Origin of the sequence: Streptomyces sp. NPDC051104 (genome assembly GCF_040682835.1) — a bacterium.
GTDB lineage: Bacteria > Actinomycetota > Actinomycetes > Streptomycetales > Streptomycetaceae > Streptomyces > Streptomyces cynarae.
Genome location: NZ_JBFBBS010000027.1, coordinates 81,982 through 100,084, shown reverse-complemented (window position 1 = coordinate 100,084; position 18,103 = coordinate 81,982). Strand labels below are relative to the sequence as shown.

Annotated in this window: 17 protein-coding genes, 1 pseudogene and 1 riboswitch; of the genes and pseudogenes, 9 read left to right on the top strand and 9 right to left on the bottom strand. The window is 71.9% G+C overall.

The window, feature by feature from the left end:
* The first annotated feature begins 184 nt into the window (after positions 1–184).
* Positions 185–1,678, top strand: a complete 1,494-nt coding sequence (locus AB0N14_RS28760; protein ID WP_366028624.1) for an NAD(P)/FAD-dependent oxidoreductase — start codon at positions 185–187, stop codon at positions 1,676–1,678.
* 28 nt (positions 1,679–1,706) lie between these two features.
* Here the strand turns inward: AB0N14_RS28760 and AB0N14_RS28755 are convergent, their stop codons facing one another.
* The 5 genes from AB0N14_RS28755 to AB0N14_RS28735 form a co-directional block, all read right to left on the bottom strand.
* Positions 1,707–2,630 (bottom strand): hypothetical protein, encoded by a 924-nt coding sequence (locus tag AB0N14_RS28755; protein WP_366028623.1) that lies wholly within the window; start codon positions 2,628–2,630, stop codon positions 1,707–1,709.
* 55 nt (positions 2,631–2,685) lie between these two features.
* Positions 2,686–3,609, bottom strand: coding sequence for a methylenetetrahydrofolate reductase [NAD(P)H] (gene metF / locus AB0N14_RS28750; protein WP_366028622.1), 924 nt, complete (start codon positions 3,607–3,609; stop codon positions 2,686–2,688).
* 118 nt (positions 3,610–3,727) lie between these two features.
* On the bottom strand, positions 3,728–4,378 hold the full coding sequence (gene thiE / locus AB0N14_RS28745; protein ID WP_366028621.1) for a thiamine phosphate synthase: 651 nt from the start codon (positions 4,376–4,378) through the stop codon (positions 3,728–3,730).
* A 216-nt stretch (positions 4,379–4,594) separates the two neighbouring features.
* Positions 4,595–4,960 (bottom strand): Rv2175c family DNA-binding protein, encoded by a 366-nt coding sequence (locus tag AB0N14_RS28740; RefSeq protein WP_366028620.1) that lies wholly within the window; start codon positions 4,958–4,960, stop codon positions 4,595–4,597.
* Positions 4,961–5,040: 80 nt separating this feature from the next.
* Positions 5,041–6,267: an FAD-dependent oxidoreductase gene (locus AB0N14_RS28735; protein ID WP_366028619.1), complete on the bottom strand. Its 1,227-nt coding sequence runs from the start codon at positions 6,265–6,267 to the stop codon at positions 5,041–5,043.
* Between the two features lie 123 nt (positions 6,268–6,390).
* A riboswitch (TPP riboswitch) is annotated at positions 6,391–6,503 on the top strand.
* Between AB0N14_RS28735 and thiO the strand changes: the two genes are divergently transcribed.
* The 5 genes from thiO (at position 6,501) to AB0N14_RS28710 (ending at position 11,658) form a co-directional block, all read left to right on the top strand.
* Positions 6,501–7,700, top strand: a complete 1,200-nt coding sequence (gene thiO / locus AB0N14_RS28730; RefSeq protein ID WP_366028618.1) for a glycine oxidase ThiO — start codon at positions 6,501–6,503, stop codon at positions 7,698–7,700. (Overlaps the previous riboswitch by 3 nt.)
* The gene (thiS, locus tag AB0N14_RS28725) at positions 7,697–7,897 is read left to right on the top strand and encodes a sulfur carrier protein ThiS (RefSeq protein WP_103839848.1); all 201 of its coding nucleotides are present in this window, start codon (positions 7,697–7,699) and stop codon (positions 7,895–7,897) included. Before thiO ends, thiS begins: the two co-directional genes overlap by 4 nt.
* A 2-nt stretch (positions 7,898–7,899) precedes the next feature.
* Positions 7,900–8,694, top strand: coding sequence for a thiazole synthase (locus AB0N14_RS28720; RefSeq protein WP_103839847.1), 795 nt, complete (start codon positions 7,900–7,902; stop codon positions 8,692–8,694).
* Positions 8,695–8,791: 97 nt separating this feature from the next.
* The gene (gene pknB / locus AB0N14_RS28715) at positions 8,792–10,705 is read left to right on the top strand and encodes a Stk1 family PASTA domain-containing Ser/Thr kinase (RefSeq protein WP_366028617.1); all 1,914 of its coding nucleotides are present in this window, start codon (positions 8,792–8,794) and stop codon (positions 10,703–10,705) included.
* 53 nt (positions 10,706–10,758) lie between these two features.
* The gene (locus AB0N14_RS28710; protein ID WP_366028616.1) at positions 10,759–11,658 is read left to right on the top strand and encodes a deoxyribonuclease IV; all 900 of its coding nucleotides are present in this window, start codon (positions 10,759–10,761) and stop codon (positions 11,656–11,658) included.
* An 18-nt stretch (positions 11,659–11,676) separates the two neighbouring features.
* Here the strand turns inward: AB0N14_RS28710 and AB0N14_RS28705 are convergent, their stop codons facing one another.
* On the bottom strand, positions 11,677–12,309 hold the full coding sequence (locus AB0N14_RS28705; RefSeq protein WP_366028615.1) for a sulfite oxidase-like oxidoreductase: 633 nt from the start codon (positions 12,307–12,309) through the stop codon (positions 11,677–11,679).
* A 152-nt stretch (positions 12,310–12,461) separates the two neighbouring features.
* Here AB0N14_RS28705 and bfr point away from each other — a divergent pair.
* A pseudogene (gene bfr / locus AB0N14_RS28700) lies at positions 12,462–12,942 on the top strand (bacterioferritin).
* Here the strand turns inward: bfr and AB0N14_RS28695 are convergent.
* Positions 12,920–13,135: a (2Fe-2S)-binding protein gene (locus AB0N14_RS28695; protein ID WP_366028628.1), complete on the bottom strand. Its 216-nt coding sequence runs from the start codon at positions 13,133–13,135 to the stop codon at positions 12,920–12,922. The pseudogene bfr and the gene AB0N14_RS28695 overlap by 23 nt on opposite strands.
* A 168-nt stretch (positions 13,136–13,303) precedes the next feature.
* Positions 13,304–14,656: a class II 3-deoxy-7-phosphoheptulonate synthase gene (locus AB0N14_RS28690; RefSeq protein WP_366028614.1), complete on the bottom strand. Its 1,353-nt coding sequence runs from the start codon at positions 14,654–14,656 to the stop codon at positions 13,304–13,306.
* Positions 14,657–14,706: 50 nt separating this feature from the next.
* Here AB0N14_RS28690 and AB0N14_RS28685 point away from each other — a divergent pair, with 50 nt between their 5' ends.
* Positions 14,707–14,820 carry a trp operon leader peptide gene (locus AB0N14_RS28685; protein ID WP_366028612.1) on the top strand — a complete coding sequence of 38 codons (114 nt, stop codon included), beginning with the start codon at positions 14,707–14,709 and terminating at the stop codon, positions 14,818–14,820.
* Between the two features lie 101 nt (positions 14,821–14,921).
* Positions 14,922–16,880, top strand: a complete 1,959-nt coding sequence (locus AB0N14_RS28680) for an anthranilate synthase family protein (RefSeq protein ID WP_366028611.1) — start codon at positions 14,922–14,924, stop codon at positions 16,878–16,880.
* A gap of 80 nt (positions 16,881–16,960) precedes the next feature.
* Here AB0N14_RS28680 and AB0N14_RS28675 read toward each other — a convergent pair whose 3' ends face one another.
* Positions 16,961–17,989 carry a 6-phosphofructokinase gene (locus tag AB0N14_RS28675; protein WP_366028610.1) on the bottom strand — a complete coding sequence of 343 codons (1,029 nt, stop codon included), beginning with the start codon at positions 17,987–17,989 and terminating at the stop codon, positions 16,961–16,963.
* Positions 17,990–18,103 lie beyond the last annotated feature (114 nt).

Genomic DNA, 18,103 nt, shown 5'->3' with positions numbered 1-18,103 from the left:
TCTTCAGTCCACACACCTGACGATGATCAACGGTGGCCGCACCCGTGTCCCCACCGGCCCCTACCAACAAGATCACATCTCCGGCTGGAGTACTAAGCGCTCACCCCCACGGCACGGATGTACGGAAAGCGCCGGTCACAGGCCCGCGGCCGGATTGTCGGCGGCGGCCGATAAAGTCGCAGGCATGGCACGGATTGCGGTGATCGGCGCCGGGATGGGCGCGATGGCGGCCGCCGCCCGGCTGGCCGTCGCGGGCCACCGGGTGGTGGTGTACGAGCGTACGGAGACGTACGGCGGTGCGGTGCGCCGTTTCTCGCGCGACGGCTTCTCCTTCGACACCGGCCCGGGCCTGCTGCCGCTGCCCGCGGTCTACCGCGACCTGTTCGTCAAGACCGGCAAGGAGCCGCTGGAGGACTGCGTCGAGCTGGTCCAGGTGGACCCGTCGTCACGGCACGTCTTCGCGGACGGCACCGAGGTGGCGCTGCCCAACGCCTCGCGCGCGGGTGTGGTGTCCGCGCTGGAGGCGGCGCTGGGTGCGGGAGCGGGCGGGCGCTGGGGCGACTTCCTGGTGCGGGCGCGCGAGGCCTGGGACCGCACGCGCCGTCCGCTCCTGGAGGAGCCGCTATGGCCCAACTGGCAGGTGCTGGCGGAGAAGGAGCCGTATCCGGCGGTGCCGCACAAGCGACTGCTGCGCACGCGCCGGGCCGGCACGCTCGCCGAGGTCGGCGCCTGGGAACTGCGCGATCCGCGGCTTGTGGCGGTGCTGGAGAGCCATGCCCTGGCCTGCGGCCTGGATCCCCGGACGACGCCGGCGAGCGCGGCGGTGCTGCCGTACCTGGAGCACGCCTTCGGGATGTGGTACGTCCGGGGCGGGATGCGGGAATTGGCGCGTGCCGTGTACGAGCGGTGCCTGGCCCGCCGGGTGGAGTTCGTCTTCGGCGCCGAGGTCACCGGGATCGTCGAGAAGGACGGCCGCGCGGCGGGGGTGGACCTGGCCGACGGTGTCGCGGCGGAGGCGGACCACGTGGTGGCCGGGGTCGCGCCCACTGTCCTGGACCGCCTGGTGCCGGGGACGGCGGCGCGCGGTGCGGACGAGGTCGCGCCGCAGCACGGTATGCCCAGCCGGCTGACGGTGCTCCTGGCGTTGCGCGGGGGCCGGCCGGAGGGCGCCGCGCACCGGACGGTGGTCCACGCGGCCGGCCGTGAGGGCGAGCTGGACCGGCTGTTCGCGGAGCCCGCCGGGCTTCCGCCCTCCGCGACGGTGACCGTGCTGCGCCCGGACGACCCGGCGCTGGTGCCCGACACGGCGCACGAGGCGGTCACGCTGACGGTCACGGTGCCCAAGGGGCTGGAGGTCTCCGAGTCCGATGTGGACCGGATCGTCGCCGCCGCCGGGCGTGCGATACCCGGCCTGGCCGACCGTGTCCTGTGGCGCGAGGTGCGCACGCCCGCCGACATCGCCGAGGACACCGGAGCGCCCGGCGGCGCGGTACCGGCGCCGGCTCTCGCCGCGGCCGGGGGCCGTCTGCTGCAGCCGTCCAACAAGACCCGTACACCTGGCCTGTTCACGGTCGGCGGCTGGTCCCACCCCGGTGGGGGCCTCCCCCACGCCGGCATGTCTGGCGCCCTGGTGGCCGGGCTCATCGTGGAGGGGCCGGACTTCCGGGGCTCTCAGTGACCGTCCCGGGGCCCACGGCTCCGGGACGTCAGAAGCGGTAGCGCTCGTCGTAGCCGTTGCCGTGCGGGGTGCCGTTGTGCTGGTAGGGGTACGGCTGCTCGGGCGGGAGTTCGCCGTCGAACGCTTCGTCGGTGGTGCGCTGCTGGGGCACCCAGACACCGGCGGGCGGGGTCTCGCCGTAGGTGCCGGTGGCGTACTGGTCCTGACCGTAGGCCTGCTGTGTATACTGCTGCTCGCCGCCGTACGTGGTGTCGTACGAGCCGCCGCCGTAGGTCCGCGTGCCCTGGTACGGGTCGGAGTACCCGCCGTACTGCTCCTGGCCGCCCTCGTAGCCGTAGTGCTGCTGCTGGCCGTATCCGGAGTAGCCGTCGTAGGCGTAGGCCTGCTGCTCCTGGGGCTGTCCGGCGGTGGTGTAGGTGGCATCCGCGTAGACGCCGTAGGAGCCGGTCTCCTCGGGCAGGGGCTGCGGCTCGTAGACGGAGGTGGCCTCGGCCGCGGTATCGGCGGGCGGGGTGGCCCCCGGGCGGGTGAAGACGTCGTCGTGGTCGTCCTCGTCGTACGCGTCGTCCTGGCGGTACGTTCCGGCGGGCATCGTCGTCGCGGCCGTCGGCTCGACGTCGATGTCCTCCGCCGCCTCCTCCTGGCGGGCCTTCTCTGTCCGCCGGCGCTTGCTGCCGGTGCCCGCACCCTCGCGCGGGCGGTTGCCGACGGCCCAGCCGGCCGCGAACCCGCGGCGGAACGACAGGGTGACGTAGGTCTGCCCGACCGCGAAGGCGGCGGCGCCCAGGCCGATGACCACGACGGATTGGATGAGCACGCCGAACACGACGCCGAGGAATCCGACGAACGCGAGCAGCCGCCAGCGAAGGCGTGCCTTGTACTGCAGCAGCACCTCACCGAGCAGCCACAGCGCGACGATGCCGAACGCGATGTAGAGGACCGTCCAGCCCATGTACGCCCCTCTCCCAGTGGCCGCTACGCAGTGTGTCGTATACGGGTGCGGCGGTCTAGGCCCGCTGCGGGTGGTGCAGGCCCAGGTTCTCGTAGATCTCCAGCGTCGCCGTGGAGTTGTTGAGTGTAATGAAGTGCAGTCCGGGGACCCCCTCGGCCAGCAGCCTCGCGCAGAACTCCGTGGCGAAGTCGATGCCGGTCGAGCGTACCGCCGCCGGATCGTCCTTCGCCGCGAGGATCCGCTCTTTCAGGCCGTCGGGGATGGGGGCGTTGCTGAGCTGGGGCAGCCGCTCCAGCATCCGCACGCTGGTCACGGGCATGATCTCGGGGATGACCGGGGTGTCGCAGCCGGCCGCGGCGACCCGGTCGCGCAGGCGCAGGTACGACTCCGGCTGGAAGAACATCTGCGTGATCGCGTAGTCGGCGCCGGCCCGGCACTTGTCGACGAAGTGCGTGACGTCGGTGTCCCAGTCGCTGGAGCGGGGATGCATCTCCGGGAAGGCGGCGACGCCCACGCAGAAGTCGCCCGACTCCTTGATGAGCCGGACGAGTTCGGACGCGTAGGTCAGACCCCTGGGGTGCGGCACCCACTCGCCCATGGGGTCGCCAGGCGGGTCGCCGCGCACCGCGAGGATGTTGCGGATCCCGGCGTCGGCGTACTGGCCGATGATGTTGCGCAGCTCGGCGACGGAGTGGTTGACCGCGGTGAGGTGGGCGACCGGGGTGAGCGTCGTGTCGGCGACGATCTGCTCGGTCTCCTTGACCGTGCCCGCACGGGTCGAACCGCCGGCGCCGTAGGTGACGGACACGAAGTCGGGGGCGACCGCCTCGACCCTTCGGAGCGCGCTCCACAGATTCCGCTGGCCCTTGGGGGTCTTCGGCGCCGAGAACTCGAACGAGTACGTCGTCTTGCCGGTGGCGAGGATGTCGCGCACGGTCCGTGCGCGATCAGTCCTCGTGGATGCGGTTCCGAGGGCCATAGTCGCAGGTTAGCCAGGGCGCGGCGGTCCCCCAACCGGACGCCCGGAATTTGCCCGAAATGTCGACTTGTTGTCCACCCATCGGACAACGCGGGGCAGGATCGGCCTCCAGGCGCTCCTACGCGGCGCGCAGCCGCTTGGCGAACTCGGCCGCCGCCGCGCCGGGGTCGTCAGCCTCCGTGATCGCGCGGACGACCACCACGCGGCGGGCGCCGGCATCGAGGACCTGGTCCAGGTTGCCGAGGTCGATGCCGCCGATGGCGAACCAGGGGCGGTCGGTGCCGAGCGCGGCGGTGTGGCGGACCAGGCCGAGGCCGGGGGCGGGGCGGCCGGGCTTGGTGGGGGTGGGCCAGCAGGGGCCGGTGCAGAAGTAGTCCACACCCTCCTGGACGGCGGCGGCCTCGGCCTCCGCCTCGGAGTGGGTGGAGCGGCCTATCAGGATGTCGTCGCCGAGGATGGCGCGGGCCGCGGGGACGGGGAGGTCGCCCTGCCCGAGGTGCAGGACGTCGGGGCGGGCGGCGTGGGCCACGTCCGCGCGGTCGTTCACCGCGAGGAGCTTGCCGTGGCGGGCACACGCCTCGGCGAAGACCTGGAGGTGCTCCAGCTCCTCGGCGGCCTCCATGCCCTTCTCGCGCAGCTGCACGATGTCGACGCCGCCGGCGAGGACCGCGTCGAGGAACTCGGCGAGGTCGCCCTGGCGCTTGCGTGCGTCCGTGCACAGATAGACGCGGGCGTCGGCGAGCCGGGTGGTGCGGGCGGTGTCGGGCACGGTGGTGTTCCCCCGTTTGTCGGTGGCGTACGGGCCGCGGCGGGGCGCGGTCGGCCGGGGCCGGGGCGTGTCCCTTGGCCCGCGGCCCGTACGCGGACGGTTGTTCTTGTGTGCCGGCCTGATCAGACCGGAACCGGTCCGATCGGGTCCGGTCCGATCGGGTCCAGCTCGATCGGGTCCAGGTCGATCGGGTCCGGTCCGATCAGACCGGATCGATCAGACGGCGAGCGCCTGCGCGCGGCGCTTCACCTCCGTGCCGCGATTCTCGCTGAGAGCCTGCGCGGGGGTGCCGGGCAGGGTCGGGTCGGGGGTGAAGAGCCACTCGATCATCTCTTCGACCGTGAAGCCGTCGTCCCGCAACAGGGTCAAGGTGCCGGACAGGCCCTTGACCACCTTGTCCCCGTCGATGAAGGCGGCGGGGACGTGCAGCGCCTTGTTCTCGCCTCGGCGGACGGCGATGAGCTGGCCCTCCTTGACCAGCTGCCGCACGCGTGTCACCTCCACGCCGAGGGCATCGGCGATGTCGGGCAGGGTGAGCCAGGCGGGGACGAGAGCATCGATCTTTGCGTCAATCTCGGTCACGGGATCAAGCGTGCCATCCCGGACTGACAGTCGGAAGCGGAGCGCCTCCGGCGGGGTTAGGCGGAGGGGGTGGTTGCGCCCTACGCCGTCGCCTCCTTCAGTGGGCGGGACGGGTCCGACAGCAGTGCGGTGTTCATGGGGGTGCCCGATTCGATCAGGCGGCGGCCCTGCGCAAGGTCCCGGGGGCGGCCCACGGCCAGCAGGGCCACCAGGCGGCCCTCGCGCAGCCAGCAGACCGTCCAGGCCGCGCCCTCGGGGTCGCCGCGCCACACCGTCGTGTCGGCGGACGCGTGGTGGCCCACGTACTGGACGAACCGGCCGAACTGCTCCGACCAGAAGTACGGCACCGGGTCGTACGCCACCGGTGTCTGACCGATGATGTTCGCGGCCACGGTGCGCGGACCCTGGAGGGCGTTGTCCCAGTGGTGGACGAGCAGGCGCTCCTCGTAGCGGCCCGACGGGAAGGACGCGCAGTCACCGACCGCGTACACGTCCGGCACCGAGGTGCGCAGATGATCGTCGGCCGGCACCTCGCCGTGCACGCCCAGCTCGATCCCGGACCCGGCCAGCCAGGCCGTGGCGGGCCGGGCCCCGATGCCCACCACCACCGCCCCGGCCGGCACCCGAGAGCCGTCGTCCAGCACCACCGCGCCCGGCTCGATGCGCTCCACGCACGCGTGCGTGCGCAGCTCGGCCCCGCTGTCCGCGTACCAGGACGTCATCGGCGCCGCCACCTCCGCCGGCAGTGCGCCGGCGAGCGGCCGGTCCGCGGCCTCCACCACGGTCACCGCGCAGCCCGCCTCGCGCGCGGCGGTGGCGAACTCGGCACCGATCCAGCCCGCGCCGACGACCACGACGTCGTGCTGCTGGGCGAGCACCGGCCGCAGCCGCTCGGCATCGTCCAGCGTGCGCAGCAGATGCACCCCGGGGACGCCCTCCGCGCCGGGCAGCTGGATCGGTTCCGCCCCGGTCGCGATGACCAGGACGTCGTACGGGACAGGGCCCCGCTCGGTGTCCAGCTCGTGGTCCTCGGGACGCAGGCCGGTCGCCTCGCGGCCCAGCTCGAGCTCGATGTCCAGCGCCTCGAAGTCGACGTCGAAGGCGGAGCCCTCGGCCTTGCCGAGCAGCACGGCCTTGGACAGCGGCGGCCTGTCGTACGGCTGGTGCGGCTCCGCGCCGATCAGCGTCACGCCGCCGGTGAAGCCCTGCTCCCGCAGGGCGACCGCGGTCTGCACCCCGGCCATGCCCGCGCCCACGACGACGACGCGCCGTGCCGTACCGCCCCGTGCCTGCGTCTGCTCGCTCACCTGATCACCATAGACAATTGACGATTTGTCAGTCAGGGGGCGTGCTGAGTGACGTCCTGCACAGCCCTTGCCGGGCGGAGGCCGCCTTACAAGGGCGACGCTCTGCGGGCTAGTGTTGCCACCGTAAGCACTCGCGGGAGCCCGGCGCACCGGGCTGAGAGGGAGGCTGGGACGGCCTCCGACCGTACGAACCTGATCCGGGTCATGCCGGCGAAGGGAGGGGCTGGACGCCCATGTCGCGTACACCGGACGAACCGTCGACATCGCGCGATGCGTCGACCGTGTCGGACGTCCTCGTCATCGGGGGCGGGATCATCGGCCTGGTGACCGCCTGGCGGGCGGCGCAGCGCGGGTTCGCCACGGCCGTGGTGGATCCGGATCCGGGCGGCGGAGCCGCGCAGGTGGCCGCCGGGATGCTGGCCGCCGTCACCGAGCTGCACTACGGCGAGCAGACGCTGCTCGCCCTGAACCTCGCCTCCGCGCGCCGCTACCCGGACTTCGCCGCCGAGCTGGCCGAGGTTACCGGCCGGGACCTGGGCTACCGCCGCTGCGGCACGCTCGCCGTCGCGCTCGACGCCGACGACCGCGCCGAGCTGCGCGAACTGCACGCCCTGCAGCAGCGCTCGGGGCTGGAGTCGGAGTGGCTGAGCGGGCGGGAGTGCCGCCGTCTGGAGCCGATGCTCGCGCCGGGCGTGCGCGGGGGGCTCAGGGTCGACGGCGACCACCAGATCGACCCGCGCCGCCTCGCCGCCGCCCTGGTGACGGCCTGCGAACGCGCCGGGGTGGTCTTCCACCGGGTGTGGGCCGAGCGGCTCACGGTGGTGCGGGAGCGGGCCTGCGGGGTGCGGACCGCCGACGGCACCGAGCTCGCCGCCGGGCAGGTCGTCCTCGCCGCGGGCAGCCTCAGCGGGCGGCTCGCGGGCGTCCCGGACGACGTCCTGCCGCCCGTACGTCCCGTGAAGGGGCAGGTGCTGCGGCTGACCGTGCCCGAGCGGTACGCGCCGTTCCTGAGCCGTACGGTGCGCGCCGTCGTCCGCGGTGGCGCGATCTACCTCGTGCCGCGCGAGAACGGCGAGCTGGTGGTCGGCGCGACCAGCGAGGAGCTGGGCTGGGACACCACGGTCACCGCGGGCGGGGTGTACGAGCTGCTGCGGGACGCGCACGAGCTGGTGCCCGGGATCACCGAGCTGCCGCTCACCGAGACGCGGGCGGGTCTGCGCCCGGGCTCCCCGGACAACGCGCCGCTGCTCGGCCCCACCGAGCTGGACGGCCTGCTGCTGGCCACCGGCCACTACCGCAACGGTGTCCTGCTCACCCCGGTCACCGGCGACGTCATGGCGCACGTGCTGACCACCGGTGAGCTTCCCGAGGAGGCCCGCCCCTTCACCCCCCGGCGCTTCACCGCCGCCGCACTCACGGAGCAGCCGGCATGAACATCTCGGTCAACGGGGAGACCCGCGAGGTCACCCCCGGTGTCGCGCTCGACGCGGTGGTGCGGAGCCTGACCGCCGCCCCCTCGGGCGTGGCCGCCGCCGTCAACGAAACCGTCGTCCCGCGCGGGCAGTGGGCGTCGACGTCCCTCAGCGAGGGAGACCGCGTCGAGGTCCTCACCGCCGTCCAAGGAGGCTGACCATGGCTGACGATCCCTTCGTCCTCGGTGGGACCACCTACTCGTCCCGGCTGATCATGGGAACGGGTGGCGCGCCCAGCCTGGACGTGCTGGAGCGGGCGCTGGTGGCGTCCGGCACGGAGCTGACGACGGTCGCGATGCGGCGCGTCGACGCCTCGGTGCACGGTTCGGTCCTGTCCGTGCTCGACAAGCTGGGCATCCGGGTGCTGCCGAACACCGCCGGCTGCTTCACCGCGGGCGAGGCCGTGCTCACCGCCCGCCTGGCGCGCGAGGCCCTCGGCACGGATCTGGTCAAGCTGGAGGTCATCGCCGACGAGCGGACCCTGCTGCCGGACCCGATCGAGTTGCTGGAGGCGGCCGAGACGCTGGTGGACGACGGCTTCACCGTGCTGCCGTACACGAACGACGACCCCGTGCTCGCCCGCAAGCTGGAGGACGTCGGCTGCGCCGCGATCATGCCGCTCGGCTCCCCGATCGGGTCCGGGCTCGGCATCCGCAACCCGCACAACTTCCAGCTGATCGTGGAGCACGCGCGCGTGCCGGTCATCCTGGACGCGGGCGCGGGCACGGCGTCGGACGTGGCGCTGGCGATGGAGCTGGGGTGCGCGGGTGTGATGCTCGCCTCGGCGGTGACCCGGGCGCAGGAGCCGGTCCTGATGGCGGAGGCCATGCGGCACGCGGTGGAGGCCGGCCGGCTCGCCCGCCGGGCGGGCCGTATCCCGCGCCGGCACTTCGCGGAGGCGTCGTCGCCGATGGAGGGCATGGCCCGGCTGGACCCGGAACTGCCGGCCTTCTGAGCCGGACCGGAGGTCGCGTCACAGGTCGGCTGCAGTCGGGCCCCGGTGTCCCCGCAGCGGACGGTGAGTGACAGTGCGCCCTCGTAGACTCACCAGCGTGGATACGACCCTTCAGGACCCTCTCGTCGGGCAGGTGCTCGACGGCCGCTATCGCGTCGAGGCGCGGATCGCAGTCGGCGGGATGGCCACGGTCTACCGGGCCCTGGACACCCGCCTGGACCGTGTGCTCGCTCTGAAGGTGATGCACCCGACGCTGGCGGCCGACGGCTCGTTCGTCGAGCGCTTCATACGGGAGGCCAAGTCGGTCGCCCGTCTCGACCATCCGAACGTCGTGCAGGTTTTCGATCAGGGTGCCGACGGATCGTACGTCTACCTCGCCATGGAGTACGTCGCCGGCTGCACCCTGCGCGACGTGTTGCGCGAGCGCGGGGCGCTGCAGCCGCGCGCGGCCCTGGACATCGTGGAGCCGGTGCTGGCCGCCCTGGGGGCCGCGCACCGCGCCGGGTTCGTGCACCGGGATATGAAGCCGGAGAACGTCCTCATAGGTGACGACGGCCGGGTCAAGGTGGCCGATTTCGGCCTCGTCCGGTCCGTCGACACCGTCACCAGCACCACGGGCGCCGTCCTCGGCACCGTCTCCTACCTCGCCCCGGAGCAGATCGAGCAGGGCGTGGCCGACCCGCGGGTCGACGTGTACGCGTGCGGGGTCGTCCTCCACGAGATGCTGACCGGCGCCAAGCCGCACCACGGCGACTCCCCCGCCCAGGTGCTCTACCAGCACCTGAACGAGGACGTGCCGCCGCCGTCGGCTGCCGTGCCGGGGCTGTCCGTCGAACTCGACGACCTTGTCGCGTCGGCGACCGCGCGCAACCCCGAGCTGCGCCCGGCGGACGCGGTGGCGCTGCTGGGTCAGGTGCTTCAAGCCCGTGGCGCGCTGACCGACGAGCAGCTGGACGCCGTGCCGCCGGGGGCCATCGCCGCGGAGCACGACAATGCCGAGGACCGCACGAGCGTGATCCCGCACCTGCTGCCGGCCCGCCCTGTGGGCGGGGACCGGGAGGCCGTCCTCAACCGGACGAGCCGGCTTCAGGCCCCGCCGCCCGAGCCGCCTCGGCGCTCGCCGCGGCCCCGCCGCGGGCTGCTCGCGCTGATCCTCGCCGTGCTGGTGGTGTTCGGTGTCGGGACGGGGGTCTGGTACATCAACTCGGGCCAGTTCACCGAGGTCCCGCCGCTCCTGGCGAAGACGGAGGCCGACGCCCGGGCCCGGCTGAAGGAGGCCGGTCTCGAGGTCAAGCAGGTCAAGCACGCCTACAGCGACACGGTGAGGCGCGGCACGGTGATCAGCACCGATCCGGCGGTGGGTGCGCGGATCCGCTCCCACGACGCGGTGACGCTGACGCTCTCGGACGGTCCCGAGACGGTGCAGGTGCCCGATCTGAAGGGCTACCCGCTGGACCAGGCGCAGGCCCGGCTGAAGAAGGACGGCCTGGTGCCGGGCATGGTCACACAGGCGTTCAGCGCGGACGTGCCCAAGGGGTCCGTGATCGGCACGGACCCGGAGGCGGGGACCGAGCGGCACGGCGGCTCGGCGATCGCGCTCGTCGTCAGCAAGGGCAGCCCGGTGGACGTGCCCGACGTCAGGGGCGACTCCATCGACGACGCCACCTCAGAGCTGCAGGACGCGGGCCTGCAGGTGAAGATCGCCGACACGCAGGTCACCTCGGAGTACGACGCCGGGAAGGTCGCCCAGCAGTCGCCGGACGCGGGCAAGCAGGCCGGCCAGGGCGACACCGTCACGCTGACGCTCTCCAAGGGTCCCGAGATGGTCCAGGTGCCGGACGTGACCGGGCAGAACGTCGACGACGCCAAGAAGACGCTCGAGGCCGCGGGTTTCCAGGTCGAGGAGGACCGGGGCCTGCTGGGCCTGTTCGGCGACACGGTGAAGAGCCAGTCGGTCAAGGGCGGGGACAAGGCGCCGAAGGGGTCGACGATCACGATCAAGATCCGCTAGCCGGCCGGTGGCCGAAGACCGGGCACCCTGGGCGACGTGACACCCTTGGGGGGGTGAGCACTGAGCAGTCCCGTGGCGCCCCCGGCACCTTCGGCCCCTCCCGCAACCCGATCGGCAGCCACGTCCCGGTGGCCGGTGGGCTGAACTCCGTCGGGCTGGCCTACGCCCGCGACATCGGGGCCGAGACGGTACAGGTCTTCGTGGCCAACCCGCGCGGCTGGGCGACGCCCGCGGGCAGTCCGCGTCAGGACGAGGAGTTCCGGGCCGCGTGCGCCGCCGAGTCGATCCCGGTGTACGTCCACGCCCCCTATCTGATCAACTTCGGCTCCCACACCGAGGCGACCGTGGACAGGTCGGTGGAGTCGCTGAGGCACTCGCTGCGGCGAGGCCGCCAGATCGGCGCGCGGGGTGTGGTCGTGCACACGGGCAGCGCGACCGGCGGCCGGGACCGTTCGGTGGCCCTGAAGCAGGTACGGGAGCGCATGCTGCCGCTGCTGGACGAGCTGACGCACGACGACGACCCGTGGCTGCTGCTGGAGTCGACCGCGGGCCAGGGCGCCTCACTGTGCTCCCGCACCTGGGACTTCGGGCCGTACTTCGAGGCCCTGGACGCCCACCCCAAGCTCGGTGTCTGCCTGGACACCTGCCACATCTTCGCGGCCGGGCACGACCTGACCGGGCCGGACGGGGCGCATCGGACGCTGGACCTGCTCGTGGACACCGTCGGCGAGGGCCGGCTGAAGCTGATCCACGCCAACGACTCCCAGGAGGCGGTCGGCGCCCACCGGGACCGTCACGCGAACATAGGCGCCGGCCACATCGGCGAGGTCCCGTTCCGCGCGCTGATGACGCACCCGGCCACCGAGGGCGTGCCGCTGATCGCCGAGACGCCCGGCCGCAAGGAAGGGCACGCGGCGGACGTGGAGCGGCTGAAGAAGCTGCGCGACGGCTGACCCGCAGCCCCCTGGACCTCAGAGCTCGGGACCGTCCCCGGGCTCCTCCTGGTAGGAGTAGCGCTGCTCCTTCCACGGGTCACCGATGTTGTGGTACCCGCGCTCCTCCCAGAAGCCGCGCCGGTCGGTGGTCATGTACTCGACGCCGCGGACCCACTTGGGGCCCTTCCAGGCGTACAGGTGCGGCACGATCAGGCGCAGCGGGAAGCCGTGTTCCGCGGTGAGCAGCTCGCCGTCCTTGTGCGTGGCGAAGATCGTGCTGTCGGAGGCGAAGTCGGACAGGCGCAGATTGGAGCTGAACCCGTACTCCGCCCACACCATCACGTGGGTGACGGTGGGCGCGGGCGGGGCGATCTCCAGGATCGTACGGGCCGGGATGCCGCCCCATTCGGCGCCGACCATGCTGAACTTCGTCACGCAGTGCAGATCGGCCACGACCGTCGCGTACGGCAGCGACGTGAACTCCTCGTGGTTCCAGCAGTGCTTCTCGCCGCCCGCGGTGGCGCCGAAGACCCGGAACTCCCAGCGCTCGGGGCGGAACTTGGGCACGGGACCGTAGTGCGTGACCGGCCAGCCCCGCTGGAGTCGCTGTCCCGGCGGAAGCTGTGACCGTGCCGTTTCTCCAGATTCGCGCTCCACCGGATGACCCATGACTCCATCCTGACAGACCGCGGAGGGTGCACATGACCAGTCCGGGTTCAATTCGGGCAACTCAGGCTAAATATGGACTTACTGGACGCCCCTGGGTGCCAGTGCCATGATGCGGCGCAGCCCGCTCGTCCCCGCCCGGAAGGATCCGCGCCATGCAGGGCGACCCAGAGGTCATCGAATTCCTCAACGAGCAGCTCACCGGTGAGCTGACCGCGATCAACCAGTACTTCCTGCACGCGAAGATGCAGGAGAACCTCGGGTGGTACAAGCTCGCCAGGTACACGCGGCGGGAGTCGTTCGACGAGATGAAGCACGCGGAGCTGCTCACCGACCGCATCCTCCTCCTCCAGGGGCCTGCCCAACTACCAGCGACTCTTCCACGTGCGGGTGGGGCAGACCGTCAGGGAGATGTTCGAGGCGGACCGGCAGACCGAGGTGGAGGCGATCGACCGGCTCAGGCGCGGGATCAAGGTGATGCGGGAGAAGGGCGACATCACCTCCGCGAACATCTTCGAATCGATCCTGGCGGACGAGGAGCACCACATCGACTACCTGGACACCCAGCTGGACCTGCTGGAGAAGCTGGGCGACGCGCTGTACATCTCCCAGGTCATCGAACAATCGGAGAGCTAGGGGCGCCAGGCGGCGCTAGGCGGCTTCTTCCAGGGCGGACAGCACCGGCTCGGCGATCTCCGGGGCGGGGGCACGCGCCGCGTCCCAACAGCGCCTGGATCCTCCGTACGCAGGAGCCGCAGTCCGTGCCCGCCTTACACGCGGAGGCGATCTGCCGCGGAGTGCAGGCGCCGTCCGCCGCGTGCTGCCTCACCTGCTGCTCGGTGATGCCGAAGCAACTGCAGACATACACGCGGTGCACCTCCCGCCGGGTTCGATAAGGCAAACCTAACCTTACCTGCCCCACCGGGGGCGCAACAGCAGAGTGGGGCGCGGATCGTGTGATCCGCACCCCACTCGCGCGTCGGTCAGCGCCCGCAGGCTACTGGTCCCGGTACATCTCCGCGACGAGGAACGCCAGGTCCAGCGACTGGCTGCGGTTCAGCCGCGGGTCGCACGCCGTCTCGTAGCGCTGGTGCAGGTCGTCGACGAAGATCTCGTCGCCGCCGCCCACGCACTCGGTGACGTCGTCGCCGGTCAGCTCCACGTGGATGCCACCCGGGTGCGTACCGAGCCCCTTGTGGACCTCGAAGAAGCCCTTGACCTCGTCGAGCACGTCGTCGAAGCGGCGGGTCTTGTGCCCGGAGGCCGCCTCGAACGTGTTGCCGTGCATCGGGTCGGTCACCCAAGCCACCACCGCGCCGGACGCCGTGACCTTCTCCACCAGCTCGGGGAGCCGGTCACGGATCTTGTCCGCGCCCATGCGGACGATGAAGGTCAGCCGGCCGGGCTCACGGTCCGGATCGAGGCGGTCGATGTACCGCAGCGCCTCCTCGGCCGTCGTGGTCGGGCCGAGCTTGATGCCGATCGGGTTGCGGATCTTCGAGGCGAACTCGATGTGCGCGCCGTCCATCTGCCGGGTGCGCTCACCGATCCACACCATGTGCGCCGAGACGTCGTACAACTGCCCGGTACGGGAGTCGGTGCGGGTCAGCGCCGACTCGTAGTCGAGCAGCAGCGCCTCGTGCGAGGAGTAGAACTCGACGGTCTTGAACTCCTCCGGGTCGGCCCCGCAGGCGTGCATGAAGTTCAGCGCGTTGTCGATCTCGCGCGCCAGCTGCTCGTAGCGCTGGCCGGACGGCGACGACTTCACGAAGTCCTGGTTCCAGGCGTGCACCTGGCGCAGGTCGGCGTAGCCGCCGGTGGTGAAGGCACGCACCAGGTTCAGCGTGGACGCCGAGGCGTGGTACATGCGCTTCAGGCGCTCCGGGTCCGGGATCCGCGACTCCTCGGTGAACTCGAAGCCGTTGACGGAGTCGCCCCGGTACACCGGCAGCGTCAACCCGTCGCGGGTCTCGGTCGGCTTGGAGCGCGGCTTGGAGTACTGGCCGGCGATACGGCCGACCTTCACCACCGGAACCGAGGCGGCGTACGTGAGCACGGCGCCCATCTGGAGCAGCGTCTTGAGCTTGTTGCGGATGTGATCGGCGGACACCGCGTCGAAGGCCTCGGCGCAGTCACCGCCCTGGAGCAGGAACGCCTCGCCCCTGGCGACGGCTCCCATCCGGGCGCGCAGCTGGTCGCACTCGCCCGCGAAGACGAGCGGCGGATAGGACGCGAGGTCCGCGATCACCTTGCGCAGAGCCTCGGGGTCGGGGTACTCGGGCTGCTGCGCCGCGGGCAGGTCTCGCCAGGTGTTGCCAGCGCTGGGGCTGGTCTTAGCGTTCACGGTCACCCCCTAAACATTACGTGGTCGTGTCCACCGCTTATCGATGCGCTCGACTGATGAGACGGGTCGTCCCGTCCGGGGGCGGGGGTTCGTGTAGGGTGCGGGACATGTTCGCGCACTCGACCCAGAAACAGAACTGGTGGTGGACCGCTCGTCCGGCGGCCCACTGACTGCGCGTACGCACGACTTCGCGAAGGCCGCCCGAGGGGCGGCCTTCGGCGTTTTCGCGACCGGGCCGTTCCCTCTCACCTCACCGAGAAGGACACCGCCCATGAACCTGCTCGACCTGCTGGACGACCCCCGCCCGTTCGCCCTGCTGCGCCGCCGCACCCCGGGGCGTGACCACGACACCGTCGAGGTGCTGACCGGTCCCGTCGGTCGTTTCGAGCGCCTGGCCGACCTGCCCGGCGAGGCCCTCGCCCTGGTCCCCTACCGCCAGATCCGCGAGCGCGGCTTCGACGTCCGCGACGACGGCACACCGCTGCTGGCGCTCACGCCCGAGGAGTCGTACGAGATCCCCCTGGACCAGGCGCTGGCGCAGCTGCCCGGGCACGACGTCCGGGTCGAGGACGGCGGCTTCGACGTCGCCGACGAGGAGTACGCCGGGATCGTCGGGCGGGTGCTGGAGGAGGAGATCGGGCGGGGCGAGGGCGCCAACTTCGTGATCCGGCGGACGTACGAGGGACGCATCCCGGGGTTCGGCCGGGCCGACGCCCTCGCACTCTTCCGGCGGCTGCTGGTCGGGGAGCGGGGCGCGTACTGGACGTTCGTCGTGCACACCGGGGACCGGACGCTGGTCGGGGCGAGCCCGGAGGTGCACGTGCGGATGTCCGGCGGGACCGTCGTCATGAACCCGATCAGCGGCACCTACCGCTATCCCGCCGGCGGCCCGACCCCCGAGGACCTGCTCCGCTTCCTCGCCGACGGCAAGGAGATCGAGGAACTGTCGATGGTCGTCGACGAGGAGCTGAAGATGATGTGCACGGTCGGCGACATGGGCGGGGTCGTCGTGGGGCCGCGTCTGAAGGAGATGGCCCACCTCGCGCACACCGAGTACGAGCTGCGCGGGAAGTCCACGCTGGACGTGCGCGAGGTGCTGAAGGAGACGATGTTCGCGGCGACCGTCACCGGGTCCCCCGTGCAGAACGCCTGCCGGGTGATCGAGCGGCACGAGGTCGGCGGCCGGGGCTACTACGCGGGCGCGCTGGCGCTGCTCGGCCGGGACGCCGGAGGCGCGCAGACCCTCGACTCCCCCATCCTCATCCGCACCGCCGACATCGCCGGTGGGGGCACCTCCCGCTCATGGGGGTCCCCCCGCTCGAGCGAAGCCGAGAGTGGGGGAGAAGCCGAGAGCGGGGGAGGACGGCTGCGGGTGTCTGTCGGGGCCACGCTCGTACGCGGCTCCGACCCGGCGAACGAGGTCGCGGAGACCCACGCCAAGGCGGCCGGGGTGCTGGCGGCGCTGGGGGTACGGCCCGGGCGGCCGCGCGAGGAGCACGAACGGCCGAACCTGGCGGAGGATCCGCGGGTGCGGGCGGCGCTGGACGGGCGGCGGGAGAGCCTCGCCCCGTTCTGGCTGCGGATGCAGGAGCGGGCCTCGGAGCTGACCGGGCACGCGTTCGTCGTGGACGGCGAGGACACGTTCACCGCGATGCTCGCGCACGTCCTGCGCTCGACCGGTCTTGGGGTGACCGTACGGCGGTACGACGAGCCGGGGCTGCGCGAGGCGGTGCTCGCGCACTCCGGTCCCGTGGTGCTCGGGCCGGGGCCGGGCGACCCCTCGGACCTGGCCGATCCGAAGATGCGGTTCCTGCGGGAGCTGACGGCCCAGGTGATCCGGGGCCACCGGCACGGCGTGCTGGGCGTCTGCCTGGGCCATGAGCTGATCGCGGCCGAGCTGGGCCTCGCGATCGTCCGCAAGGAGGTTCCGTACCAGGGCGCCCAGACGGAGATCGACCTGTTCGGGCGGCGGGAGACCGTCGGCTTCTACAACAGCTTCGTGGCGCGCTGCGACGACGACGCGGCGGCCGAGCTCGTGGCGCACGGCGTCGAGGTCAGCCGCAGCGCGACCGGGGAGGTCCATGCTCTGTGCGGGCCCGGGTTCGCCGGGGTGCAGTTCCACCCGGAGTCGGTGCTGTCGGTGGGCGGTGCCGACGTCGTACGGGAGCTGCTGGACGGGCTGGCCGCCGCGGGCACGAGCCCGTTCGCGGAGCGGCGGCCGGCGCTGTAGAGGGCGGCCGGCGCTGTGACAGGCGGGGAGGGCGCGGCCGGGGTGGGACCGCCCCGGCCGGGTTTCCTCGAGGTGCGACGTCAGCCGAAGAAGACGCCGACCTCCTGGTACAGCTTCAGGTCGACCGTCTTCAGCTTGGCGGTGGCCTCGGAGAGGGGGACGCGGACGATGTCCGTGCCGCGCAGGGCGACCATCTTCCCGAAGTCGCCGTCGCGGACGCAGTCGATGGCGTGCAGGCCGAAGCGGGTGGCGAGCCAGCGGTCGAAGGCGCTGGGCGTGCCGCCACGCTGGACGTGCCCGAGCACGGTGGTCCGGGCCTCCTTGCCGGTGCGCCTCTCGATCTCCTTCGCCAGCCACTCGCCGACGCCGGAGAGGCGGACGTGCCCGAACGAGTCCAGCGACCCGTCCTTGAGCACCATGTCGCCGTCCTTCGGCATCGCACCCTCGGCCACGACCACGATCGGCGCGTACGACGCCTTGAACCGGGACGTCACCCAGGCGCACACCTGGTCGACGTCGAAGCGCTGCTCGGGGATGAGGATGGCGTTGGCGCCGCCGGCCAGCCCGGAGTGCAGGGCGATCCAGCCCGCGTGACGCCCCATCACCTCCACCACCAGCACCCGCATGTGGGACTCGGCCGTGGTGTGCAGGCGGTCGATCGCCTCCGTCGCGATGTTGACGGCGGTGTCGAAGCCGAAGGTGTAGTCCGTGGCGGACAGGTCGTTGTCGATGGTCTTCGGCACGCCGACGACGTGGACGCCGTACTCGTCGGACAGGCGCGAGGCGACCCCGAGGGTGTCCTCGCCGCCGATCGCGACGAGCGCGTCGACCTCCTCCTTGGCGAGGTTGTCCTTGATGCGGCGGATGCCGTTCTCCTGCTTGAGGGGATTGGTGCGCGAGGAGCCGAGGATGGTGCCGCCGCGGGGCAGGATGCCGCGCACGGCGGGGATGTCGAGCCGGACGGTGTCGCCTTCGAGAGGACCCCGCCAGCCGTCCCGGAAGCCGACGAAGTCGTAGCCGTACTCCTGCACGCCCTTGCGCACGATGCCCCGGATGACGGCGTTGAGCCCGGGGCAGTCGCCGCCTCCGGTCAGTACTCCGACCCGCATGGAAATGTCCCTTCGCCGCGGTTGCCTGGTGCAGGTCACGCTAATAGTGACCCAGGTCACTTCGGCATGGGCGGGAAGGTCAATTCCGGTGAATTGTCCGGCAGTTGATCACGG